This window comes from Bacillus sp. IBL03825, assembly GCF_024712505.1.
GTDB classification, from domain to species: domain Bacteria; phylum Bacillota; class Bacilli; order Bacillales; family Bacillaceae_G; genus Bacillus_A; species Bacillus_A wiedmannii.
This window is the reverse complement of record NZ_JAMXKE010000001.1, coordinates 3634879-3647289: the sequence shown is the minus strand read 5'-3', so window position 1 is coordinate 3647289 and position 12411 is coordinate 3634879. Positions and strand designations below refer to the sequence as shown.

Genomic DNA, 12411 nt, shown 5'->3' with positions numbered 1-12411 from the left:
AAGCACCTATAAAAGGTGCTTTTTTATATAATAAGAATAATAAATGTGAGCAATAGGGGGGATAATTTGGCTTTACAGCACGAGTTTGTATTTGTTTCAAATGAAAAAAAGGGTTGGATTTTATAGGTATAGATTGGATTGAACTTTGTTTTCTATATAAAGAAGAGGCAACGATAGATGAGTGTGTCGTATTAAGTGATGAGCTAATCGTATATCTATTAGATTTTACCCATTGGATTCCGACCTATTATCCAGCGAAAAGAGCAGAAGGATTTGGAATTCACTATTATGGTATTACGAAAATAGAACAGCAAGGAGCAGTGATAGCAGAACAGTTATTTTGTTCGCTAGTTAACATGTTTTCTCTAGCGCCAGAAACAATCGAACTGACAGGTCAGTTTCGATGGGGAAATGATAATAATACTGATGGAGAATATGAAAGATACGTATTTGATCGAGATAAATTATGCCAAGATTTAAATTCTTTTATTCGTTTGCTTTGCAGAGTGGAAAATGGGGAAGGATATATTTTGCATTATGGAATTTGAAAATGATGAATAAATATACAGATAATTCCCTTTCTTTTTAAAATAAAAACAATGAAAAAGTATGTCATATTGAATACCCATACATTCCCGAAATCATTGATTTTTTTATGAAAAACCAAAAAAATATCAACATATTTGTCGATACATGTTGTATAATCTTGCGTGGGAAGCTATCATATAAATGTATAAAACGTTTACTAATATAAGCGAAGGGAAGAATAGCATGTCACATTCAATCGAACAACTTTCTATCAACACGATTCGCACATTATCCATCGATGCGATTGAAAAAGCAAACTCTGGTCACCCAGGAATGCCAATGGGTGCAGCACCAATGGCTTATACATTATGGACTCAATTTATGAAACACAATCCAAATAACCCAACGTGGTTTAACCGTGATCGTTTCGTATTATCTGCAGGTCATGGTTCAATGTTACTATACAGCCTACTTCACCTATCTGGTTATGATCTAACAATGGATGATTTAAAGAACTTCCGTCAATGGGGAAGCAAAACTCCAGGACATCCTGAGTACGGTCATACAGCAGGTGTAGACGCAACTACTGGTCCACTTGGACAAGGTATTGCAACTGCTGTAGGTATGGCAATGGCTGAAAGACATTTAGCGGCTAAATATAACCGTGATGCGTATAATGTAGTAGATCATCATACATACGCTATTTGTGGTGATGGAGATTTAATGGAAGGCGTTTCTGCTGAAGCATCTTCATTAGCTGCTCATTTACAATTAGGTCGTCTAGTTGTGCTTTACGATTCAAATGATATTTCATTAGATGGCGATTTAAATCGTTCATTCTCTGAAAGTGTAGAAGATCGTTACAAAGCATACGGATGGCAAGTAATCCGTGTTGAGGATGGAAACGATATTGAAGCTATCGCGAAAGCAATTGAAGAAGCGAAAGCTGACGAAAAACGCCCAACGCTAATTGAAGTAAGAACGACAATTGGTTTCGGTTCTCCAAACAAATCAGGAAAATCAGCTTCACATGGTTCTCCACTTGGTGTAGACGAAACAAAATTAACGAAAGAAGCATATGCTTGGACTGCTGAGCAAGACTTCCATGTAGCAGAAGAAGTATATGACAACTTCCGTAAAACAGTACAAGATGTTGGTGAAACTGCGCAAGCAGAGTGGAACACTATGCTAGGTGAATATGCACAAGCATATCCAGAATTAGCAAACGAACTGCAAACAGCAATGAATGGTCTTCTTCCAGAAGGTTGGGAGCAAAACTTACCAACTTATGAATTAGGATCAAAAGCAGCAACTCGTAATTCTTCAGGTGCTGTAATTAATGCAATTGCAGAGTCTGTACCATCATTCTTCGGTGGATCTGCTGACCTTGCTGGTTCTAACAAAACATACATGAATAACGAAAAAGACTTTACAAGAGATGATTACAGCGGTAAAAACATTTGGTACGGTGTACGTGAGTTTGCAATGGGTGCAGCAATGAACGGTATTGCACTACATGGCGGTTTAAAAACTTACGGTGGTACGTTCTTCGTATTCTCTGATTACTTACGTCCAGCAATTCGTCTTGCAGCATTAATGCAATTGCCAGTAACGTATGTATTCACACACGACAGTATCGCTGTTGGTGAAGACGGTCCAACACATGAACCAGTCGAGCAATTAGCAGCGCTTCGTGCAATGCCAAATGTATCTGTTATTCGTCCAGCTGATGGTAACGAATCTGTTGCAGCTTGGAGACTAGCTCTAGAATCTACAAACCAACCAACCGCTTTAGTATTAACTCGTCAAGACCTTCCAACATTAGAAGGTGCAAAAGACGATACGTATGAAAAAGTAGCAAAAGGTGCATATGTAGTTTCTGCAAGCAAGAAAGAAACGGCTGATGTAATCTTACTTGCAACTGGATCTGAAGTAAGTCTAGCTATTGAAGCACAAAAAGTTCTAGCAGTAGACGGCGTTGACGCAGCTGTTGTCAGCATGCCATCTATGGATCGCTTTGAAGCTCAAACTGCTGAGTACAAAGAATCTGTATTACCAAAAGCAGTAACAAAACGTTTCGCAATCGAAATGGGTGCTACATTCGGATGGCACCGTTACGTAGGTCTTGAAGGAGATGTGTTAGGTATCGATACATTCGGTGCTTCTGCTCCTGGTGAGAAGATTATGGAAGAGTATGGATTTACTGTAGAGAACGTTGTTCGTAAAGTAAAAGAAATGCTTTAATGATTTTAGAAAAATCTCTCCGGCATGGAGAGGTTTTTCTATGTAAATGAGTTTTTTCGACAGAAAAAGTTTTTTATCTCTCCGCAGTCAGACAATCATTGCAAAATTTCTTCTATATAATGAAGAGAAAAGGTTGTCCAGATTGGGAGGCAAAAGATGAAAACGTATGAATTGTATTTAATTCAAGAGGATATTGCGAAAGCTTACTTTGGTCGTGAATATTTGTTTTTTGATTTATTTGCTCGATTTTCAGAATCTGGGTCCCTTTCAGAGAAAAAAGTGTTATATAAACAAATGATGTATATAACGAGACCATTACAAGTAATGAAAATTCATCATAAATTAGAACAAGCTTTACGGGTTCTTGGTAAATATGATCGAACACATCATACACATACACTTTATACAGGAGCGGAATACGGTGAAATAATGGTGAAACCACACTATATTCGCATGAATACCTCTGGAAACGTTTCTATGGAAACGACCTTCTTTGAGGTGTTAAGAAAGTGTGAATTAACATTTTTAGCTATGGATTATGAAAATACAAAGTACGGATGGCTGAATCCTCTAAAACAAGTACGAACATATGTGTAAAAAATGTCGAATTGTATCTTGTCTTATTGAAAAGGTTTTAGTACACTGTAAGGTAGACAACATGAAGGAGGAAAATATATGCCGATTTGGTTAGGTATTCTAGTGGGCGTAGTAGCACTAGTAGCAGGTGTGGCGTTAGGATTTTTCATTGCCCGCAAATACATGATGAACTACTTAGAAAAAAATCCACCAATTAATGAACAAATGTTAAAAATGATGATGATGCAAATGGGACAAAAACCTTCCCAAAAGAAAATCAATCAAATGATGAGCGCGATGAGCAAGCAACAAACAAAATAAGCGCTAAAGGGCACTCGATAAGAGTGCCCTTTCCTATTGGGTTTTTTGAAGTGTTTAAAACTTTTAAAAATTCAGTATTTTTGGTAAACTGAAAACATCGCTCATTTTAAGAGAGGAGGATAAAAATGAAGGTATTTATTAATTTAGCGTGGTTTTTTAAACAAGAAAAACGAGCGTACATAATCGGAATTATTATGTTATTTGGTGTCGCGCTTCTTGAACTTGTAGCTCCGAAAGTACTAGGTATTGTAGTAGATGAAATTAATAATGGAACATTAACATCTGAAAAATTGTTGAAGTGGGTTATTCTGTTAGTAGTTGTAGGGATTACTATGTACATATTACGTTATTTATGGCGTATTATGATTTTTGGATCTTCGTTAAAACTAGCCCGTCAATTACGAAAGAATCTATATGAACATTTTACAAAGATGAGCCCATCTTTCTATCAATCACGTCGTACGGGTGATTTGATGGCGCATGCGACTAATGATATTCAGGCGATTCAACAAACTGCTGGATCGGGCGTTTTAACACTTGTTGACTCATTAGCGGTTGGGGGATGTGTACTCGTAGCGATGGGTTTTACAATTAGTTGGAAGTTAACATTGTTAAGCTTAATTCCAATGCCGATTGTAGCGATTTCGACAAATTATTATGGAACGTTATTACATAAAAGGTTTCATAAAGCGCAGCAATCGTTTTCAGAAATCAATGATAAAGTGCAAGAGAGTATGAGTGGGATGAAGGTAATTCGATCACTTGGGCAAGAGAAAGAAGATTTACAAGCATTTCGAAAAAAATCAGAAGATGTTGTACATAAAAATATGTTAGTCGCACGTATTGATTCGTTGTTTGATCCGACAATCTCTCTTATCGTTGGATTTTCTTTTTTAATTGCAGTGTGTTACGGGTCAGTATTAGTTGTGAGGGGTGAATTAACTGTAGGTGATCTCGTTACATTTACAACGTATTTAGGTACCCTCGTTTGGCCAATGTTAGCCTTTGGATGGTTGTTCAACATTATGGAGCGTGGGCGTGCTTCGTATGACCGTGTAGAAAAAATTCTCTCGCAAAAATCAGATGTAGTAAATAGAGAAGATGCTGTACATAAAGTAGCAAGCGGTGATGTTACATTTGCGGTCAATTCATTTTCATATAAGAAAAATGAACTGTTACAGCTAATAGATGTTCACTTTGATTTGAAGAAGGGTGAAACACTAGGAGTTGTTGGACGTACAGGAGCAGGGAAAACGACTTTATTAAAATGTTTAATCCGTGAGTATGATCATTTTAGTGGTGAATTAAAAGTTGGGGAGCGGGATATTCGCGATGTAACACTTTACGGTGTCCGTTCTGCCATTTCATACGTGCCGCAAGATCATTTTTTATTTTCAGCGAGTATTGGGGAGAATATTGCCTTCGGAAAGGCGGATGCTACATATAATGAAATAATTCGCGCTGCAGAGATTGCTTGTATTCATAATGACATCCTCCAATTTTCAGAAGGGTATGAAACGGTAGTAGGAGAAAGAGGCGTTTCGTTATCTGGAGGCCAAAAACAGAGAATCTCTATTGCACGTGCTTTATTAACGAATGCGGAAATTTTAATTTTAGATGATTGTTTATCAGCGGTAGATGCAAAAACAGAAGAAACGATTTTAAATGCATTAAAGAGGGAAAGAGCAGGAAAAACAACGATTATTACTGCTCATCGTTTAAGTGCAATTCAACATGCCAATCTTATACTTGTTGTGGATGAAGGCAGAATTGTGCAACGAGGTACACATGAACAATTAATGGAAGAAAACGGTTGGTATAAAGAAATGTACGAGAGCCAGCAGTTAGAAGCATTAGTCGAGAAAGGAGGCGTATGATGACAGGGAAGAAGCGGAGTGATTTAAGTAGATTACTTTCTTATATGAAGCCATATAAAAGGTTGCTATCTTTAGCATTTATCTTTTTAGTTGGTGCAACTGTAACTGAAATGATGGGTCCTTTTTTAATTAAACAATTTCTTGATGAACATTTAGTACCACGTAACTTTGATCAATCAGCACTTGTTACTCTATTTGTAGTGTATCTTATTGCTCACTTATTAAAAGTATTATTTACTTATTTAGACTTATTGTATTTTCAAAATATCGCTTTTAAAATTGTTCAAGATATGCGTGTTGAAGTATATGATCATGTTCAAAAGTTATCATTAAGTTTCTTTGATCGTACGCCGATTGGTACGCTTGTATCGCGCATAACGAATGATACGGAAGCAATTAAAGATTTTTATGTCAGTGTATTATCCACATTTGTCAAAAATGTAGTCTTTTTAATAGGTATTTTAGTAGCAATGTTTTTATTAAATGTAAAACTAGCTCTATTTTCTCTCGTATTAATTCCAATAATGTTTGCAATTATGGTGCTATATCGCCGGAAGAGTGCAGCCTTTTATTTAGAAGTACGTAATCAATTAAGCGTGTTAAATGCAAAGTTAAATGAGTCCATTCAAGGAATGAATATTGTCCAAGTGTTCAGACAAGAAAAGCGTATGAGAAAAGAGTTTGAAGAAGTGAATAATAAACATTATAGTGCAGGGCGGCGGACGTTAAAATTAGACGCGTTACTTTTACGTCCAGCAACTGATTTAGTTCATATTGTCGCTATTGCGTTAGTACTTGGTTTATTTGGAATTGATGCTTTGAAGAGTCCTGTTGAAGTAGGTGTCTTATATGCGTTTGTTAACTATATACATCGTTTCTTCCAGCCTGTAAATGAGATGATGATGAAATTATCATTTTTCCAACAGGCACTTGTTTCATCATCACGTGTATTTCATTTAATGGACGAGAAAGATTTAGCGCCAGTTCAAAAAGGAGATGGAAATCCTCAAGTCGTTAATGGAGAAATTGAATTTAAAAATGTTACTTTTTCGTATGATGGAAAACGTGATGTTTTAAAAAATGTATCTTTTCACGTGAAACAGGGGCAAACAGTGGCTTTCGTTGGGCACACTGGTAGCGGAAAAAGTACTATTATGAATTTGTTAATGCGATTTTATAATATTAAGTCCGGAAATATTGTAATAGATGGTGTAGATTTAGAGAGATTTGAAGAAAGAGAAATTAGAAAGAAAATAGGACTCGTATTGCAAGATGCATTTTTATTTGCGGGAAATGTAAAACAAAATATTCGTATGTACAATGAAGAAATTACGGATGAAGAAGTAAAAGAAGCGGCACAATTTGTGCAAGCGAATACGTTTATTGAAAAATTACCAGAACAGTATGAAACGGAAGTAGTAGAAAGAGGAGCTGCATTTTCTAGTGGTCAACGACAATTAATTGCTTTTGCTAGAACGATAGCAACGAATCCGAAAGTATTAGTATTAGATGAAGCCACAGCTAATATTGATACAGAAACAGAAGATGCGATCCAAACAGCATTACAGCAAATGCGAAAAGGGAGAACGACTATAGCAATTGCACACAGATTATCTACAATTCAAGATGCAGATCAAATTTTTGTTATGCATGATGGAGAAATAGTAGAAAGAGGAACACATCAAGAATTACTGAGTGAGCAAGGGTTGTATTATAATATGTATTTACTACAAAATAAAGGGAATTTACAAAAGGCCTTGTAAAATTACAAGGTCTTTTGACTGCACGTGAAATTTTTACAAAAAATATACGAATAACATAGTATAATGTAGTAGAAATGTGTATGGAGAATAGTAGGAAACGAAATAAAGGAGAAAAGATATGGATTATGTGCTAATAGGTGTAATTTTATTATTATTAGCTGCAGTATTTGTGCTGTTCTATAAAAATAAACAGTTAGAATCAGAGAGCCAGCAAGTAGAATTTGAAAAGAAGCAAGCAATTGAAACGTATGAAACTGAAATTGCAGCTACGGTTACAGAGCATAAAGAACAACAAAATACATTGAAAAATATGGAACAGAAGAAATACAATGATTTACAAATAAGTGCAGCTAGAGAACTTGAAAATATGCGTATGATGAAAAATCAATTAGCTGTGCAACATAGTAAAGAACGCAGTGAAATGCAAGACAAACATAGTAACGAAATACATATGTTTCAAAAGTTAATTGCAAATTTGCGAGAGTATACGAAAAATGGAGCTGAAGTGAATACACACGAAGCATTACATTATATGAAGCGTGGATTCGTAGAGCAAGGCATAATACTAGACAATGAATTTCATATTATGCCGAATGTTTTTATTAAAAATCAGCACGGAGGAAATGATTGTCGCATTCATCATCTTGTCTTAAGTAAAACGGGTATGTATCTACTTGAGACGAAAGAATGGACAGGGAAATTAATTCATGGATTAACGAAAGAAAATGCTAGTATATATTCATTTATGATTGATGAAATGGGCAAGTATCAACAAGAGGTAGAGAAAGAAGAGACATTTGAATGCATTACAGGTGAAGATTCATTAACGATACAAGTGAAAAATGAAGGGAATCCAGTATATAGAGCGAAGAAACTATCTCATATTCTATACAATTGTTTGAAAGAAATGCAAGTTGATATTGTAAAGGAAAACGTAAAACCGATTGTATATTTTTATAATGCGAGTGGGAAAGAAGTGCTAGATCTTTCTGAAGAAAAAACGCCGAGATTAAAAGATAGAGAGCAAATTGTAACGTTCTTCAGAAATGAGATCTTAACAGGCAAAGTAATATATACAGATCAAGAGTTAGAAAAACTTCGAGAAATCATTAGCCGGATGAATTATATAATGAATTAAGAAGGGGTGGGCTTTTTGAGTGCTATATTGAGGGGGATTATGTATGTTTATGTTTGTTTGTATATACTAATGTATCTTGCGTTTATTTTTGTAATTGATGCGGTTCATATGTCAGTAAGTGTAAAAAGTATGTTTGTAGTAGTCATGCCATTTGTTTTATTAGTCGTGATTCAAAAATTCGTCTTACGTACTTCTGTAAATCGTAATACAGAAAAGAAACAAATGCTAGGTGTAATAATAGTAGGTTGTATTCTATTGTTAGTGTGCACAGGACAATTAAGTATGAATACATACACTTCAAAGTTTAATCAAGATCGGTGGTTACATGCTGAAGAGAAACGGGTACATATGGTAGATGATCTATTACAAAAATATAAATTAATAGGGAAATCAAATGAAGAAATCACAAAATTATTAGGAGCATCTACTGGAACAAGCAATGGAAAAGACGGTGTTATCACTTCGTACTATCTTGGAACTGAACGTGGCTTTATTCCAATAGATAGTGAACAGCTTGTTTTACAATTTGATAGAGATGGTAGAGTTGTGGAATATAAGGTGCAAAGAGATTAAAGAAACGGAGAGAGAAGCTATATATTATAGCTTCTTTTTTATATTCCAATATAGTAAATGTAGGAAAATAGTAGTCATTCCTATCTATACGAATCGGAATGAGTCTGTTATATTGTAAATGGTTATGTAGTTTAATAGTTTACTAGATATCCTATATTTTGGTTGAGGAGGGGAAAATAACACGAATTTAATTATGGCGTGTTAAGTATTATGATGAAAAAAAGATTTTATAATGTTTTAGCTGCATCGATTGTATTTAGCTTGGTAACGATTCCGAATTATTCCTATGCTAATGAGTTGGAAAAAACTGTAGCGGTTTCACCTGATGAACAAGCTTTAAAAAGTATTGAAAACCATATGAAAGATGAAGATGGTCGAGGAGAAGATAAAGGAGTACAAAATGAAGTGCAAGGTGAATTTCTTGTACATATAGTGAAAGAAGTACCTTTATATGATTCTAGTAATTTTCAAAAAGAGACAGGGGTTCACCTTTCGAATCAAGTCGTAAAAGCTGAGAAGAGAAAAGGAAACGCTTACTATGTTCGGGCTTCATCTGGAACTGGATGGATACAAAATAGTGAGGGGAATGTAGAGGTTAAAGAAGTTCATACGTTATCAAGTGAAAAGTTAGTTATTAATGAAGAAATCTCTACATACTCTGAACCATTTACTTCATACAAAGAAGAAAATGTATTGGAACCACAAACCATTCAAGTAATGGGACAGGCGGGAGAATGGTTCCAAGTAAAAATAAATAATGAAATGAAATGGATTTATTCACCTTCAGCAAAATTTGAAGGAACAAAGGCTTCGCTTATTCAAGAGGCAACACCAGCACGTACAAAACGTGCAGCAGTTATGTATGCTGCACCAATAGAAGAGAAAACAACGGATATTTATGGTGTAACTTTAAAAGAAATGATTGTACCGAAAGGAAATGAAAATATCCGTCCTGGTTATGCGATGAAGCCGAAGTATATTACGATTCATGAGACAGATAATTACAGTGTTGGGGCAAATGCTAAAAACCATGCAATATATTTATATAACCAAGCAACGGGAACGGAAGATCGTTCAGCGTCATGGCATTTTACGGTAGACGATAAAGAGATTTATCAACATCTTCCATTAAACGAAAATGCTTGGCATGCAGGAGATGGAGCAGAAGGAACTGGAAATCGAGAATCCATTGCGATTGAAATTGCTGTAAACGAAGATGGTGATTATAATAAAGCTGTTGAAAATGCTCGTAAATTAACAGCTTATTTAATGGGAGAATTACATATTCCTTTAGAAAATGTGAAGAAACATCAATTCTGGAGTGGAAAGAATTGTCCGGCTATTATGATTAAAAATAATGCGTGGGAACCATTCTTACAAGGAACAAAGGTTTATTATGATGCGAACCATAAAGATGATATAACAGGTGGTTGGTACGAAGCAGACATTCGTGAATTAGATAAACGAGGCATTATGATTGGGGATGGGAAAGGTTCTTATTGGCCAGAGCGTCTTGTCACACGTGGCGAATTTGCGAATTTAATTTCAAGATCATTACAGTTACCTGAAGGATCATCGAATTTTAATGATTTAAATACAGCACATTCATCGCTAATAGATGGTATTAATCGTGCAGCAAGTGCTGGGATAATAAGTGGTAGAGGAAATGGGACATTTGCTCCAAATGATACGATTAAACGAGATGAAGCCGTTATCATGATTGACCGTGCACTGCAATATAAAAAAATTAAAGGTAACTTAGTTCCGTTACCATTCTCGGATCAAGATTTAGCATATGATAAACAAGCTGTACAACGTGTTTATGGATTAGGTATTGTAAAAGGAAATGAAAATAATGAATTTATGCCGAAAGGTTCTGCAACGCGTGGAGAATCGGCAGCATTTATTAATAGAATGTTAAAAGTAATAGAAAGTAAATAATGAAAAAGCATTCGCGATTGCGAGTGCTTTTTTATTTTTCAATATGTTACGGAAGGGAGGGGAGGATATTGAGTGGAATAAGGAATGAAAGCGGAGGTGATGCATATATATAGATGCGTTGGGTTGTTTTTATCGCGTATGAACGGCAGCCCGATTATGATCAGTGTGGAGTGGACTAAACCGCTACTGATTAAACTTTTACTTTATCATATTGTATAAATGAAAAGGAGGTAAGACGGTGAAAGCTATACCGACTGATGTCCTGAGTAAAGAATTGATGGAAAGAGAAGGCGTTATATCTATTACAGTAAAAGAATTTGAAAAGATAGAAGTAGCTGGAGTAGTAGTCGCTGGCCCTGCGGTTATTTTGATTAATCAAGATTAAGTACATAGTATCCATTTAGAAAAGCATCCGTTTAGGGTGCTTTTTATTTGTGTGAAAGAGAGTGTTTAGTAGATAATGGGGGTACTGGAGGGAGAGTATGTGGCAATTATTACAACGATGTTAGTAATGGGGATTTTATTGGGGTTTGTTGGAGCGGGGGGAGCAGGTTTTATTATCGCAATACTTACTTTAATATTTCATATTCCTATCCATGTTGCGCTTGCGACATCTTTAACAGCTATGGCTTTTACGACGTTATCTGGGGTTATAAGTCATTATCGTGAAGGAAATGTTGTATTTACTATAGGCGGGATTGTTGGTGGATGTGGAGCACTTGGTTCTTATATTGGTTCAAAGCTTGGTTTACTTATCCCCCCGCATTTTCTTCATTGGTTTACAGCTGGGATGTTATTTTTATCTGCAATTTTTATGTTTATTAAATTAATTAAGTTTCAAAATAGGGAAGAATTACTTTTAGCAGAAATTAAAGATTTTTCGAAAGAAAATATAATGAAATGTATATGTCTTGGATTAGTTACTGGAATGATGGCTGGTTCATTCGGGATTGGTTCTGCACCATTTATTCAACTTGGATTAATGGTTCTATTAGGTTTAACAATCCAGCAATCTGTAGGAACAACAATGCTTGTTATATTGCCGATTGCGATTGGAGGTGGGATAGGATATAGTTCAGAAGGGTATCTAGATTATATATTGTTATTGCAAGTATTAATTGGGACGATGTTAGGAGCGTATATCGGAGCGAAGTTTACAAATTATGCACCACGTATGCTTTTGAAGTTTTCAATGATTATGACACCAGTTGTAGCTGGATGTATGTTATTGATGGAATAAAAATAATATAGCAAACTAATATGTTTTACGAATGAATTATGTAAGTAATTCATATTTCCCATATAAAAGGATTTGCTTTAATATAATGAGTGTAAAGTTCGAGTATTCGAAGTACTACTTGAATTATATCCCTATCCCTTTTCTAAAAATGCGAACAAGTTTTGCCCTATTCTATTCAATAATTAATTGCATAGAAATATATTGTTCGAT

General features: G+C 35.3%; 10 protein-coding genes and 1 pseudogene. All 11 read left to right on the top strand.

Annotation, left to right across the window (positions count from 1 at the left end; genetic code table 11):
- Nucleotides 1–66: 66 nt before the first annotated feature.
- The 11 genes and pseudogenes from NHG49_RS18575 to NHG49_RS18525 all read left to right on the top strand — a co-directional run bounded on the left by NHG49_RS18575 (nt 67) and on the right by NHG49_RS18525 (nt 12201).
- A pseudogene (locus NHG49_RS18575) lies at nt 67–548 on the top strand (coproporphyrinogen III oxidase).
- A gap of 223 nt (nt 549–771) precedes the next feature.
- Nucleotides 772–2772 (top strand): transketolase, encoded by a 2001-nt coding sequence (tkt, locus tag NHG49_RS18570; RefSeq protein WP_088047012.1) that lies wholly within the window; start codon nt 772–774, stop codon nt 2770–2772.
- 156 nt (nt 2773–2928) lie between these two features.
- On the top strand, nt 2929–3369 hold the full coding sequence (gene sirA, locus NHG49_RS18565) for a sporulation inhibitor of replication protein SirA (protein WP_048562540.1): 441 nt from the start codon (nt 2929–2931) through the stop codon (nt 3367–3369).
- A 78-nt stretch (nt 3370–3447) separates the two neighbouring features.
- Nucleotides 3448–3669 (top strand): YneF family protein, encoded by a 222-nt coding sequence (locus NHG49_RS18560; protein WP_001123316.1) that lies wholly within the window; start codon nt 3448–3450, stop codon nt 3667–3669.
- Between the two features lie 125 nt (nt 3670–3794).
- Nucleotides 3795–5546 (top strand): ABC transporter ATP-binding protein, encoded by a 1752-nt coding sequence (locus NHG49_RS18555; protein WP_064477023.1) that lies wholly within the window; start codon nt 3795–3797, stop codon nt 5544–5546.
- On the top strand, nt 5546–7309 hold the full coding sequence (locus NHG49_RS18550) for an ABC transporter ATP-binding protein (protein WP_064477022.1): 1764 nt from the start codon (nt 5546–5548) through the stop codon (nt 7307–7309). Before NHG49_RS18555 ends, NHG49_RS18550 begins: the two co-directional genes overlap by 1 nt.
- A gap of 118 nt (nt 7310–7427) precedes the next feature.
- Complete coding sequence (locus NHG49_RS18545) at nt 7428–8447, top strand: nuclease-related domain-containing protein (protein ID WP_088047013.1); 1020 nt, start codon at nt 7428–7430, stop codon at nt 8445–8447.
- 6 nt (nt 8448–8453) lie between these two features.
- On the top strand, nt 8454–9020 hold the full coding sequence (locus NHG49_RS18540; protein ID WP_088047014.1) for a hypothetical protein: 567 nt from the start codon (nt 8454–8456) through the stop codon (nt 9018–9020).
- 213 nt (nt 9021–9233) lie between these two features.
- Nucleotides 9234–10961 (top strand): S-layer homology domain-containing protein, encoded by a 1728-nt coding sequence (locus NHG49_RS18535; RefSeq protein WP_088047071.1) that lies wholly within the window; start codon nt 9234–9236, stop codon nt 10959–10961.
- Nucleotides 10962–11199: 238 nt separating this feature from the next.
- On the top strand, nt 11200–11346 hold the full coding sequence (locus NHG49_RS18530) for a BC1881 family protein (RefSeq protein WP_000644411.1): 147 nt from the start codon (nt 11200–11202) through the stop codon (nt 11344–11346).
- Nucleotides 11347–11445: 99 nt separating this feature from the next.
- Nucleotides 11446–12201 (top strand): sulfite exporter TauE/SafE family protein, encoded by a 756-nt coding sequence (locus NHG49_RS18525; protein ID WP_258126414.1) that lies wholly within the window; start codon nt 11446–11448, stop codon nt 12199–12201.
- The last annotated feature ends 210 nt before the right edge of the window (nt 12202–12411 follow it).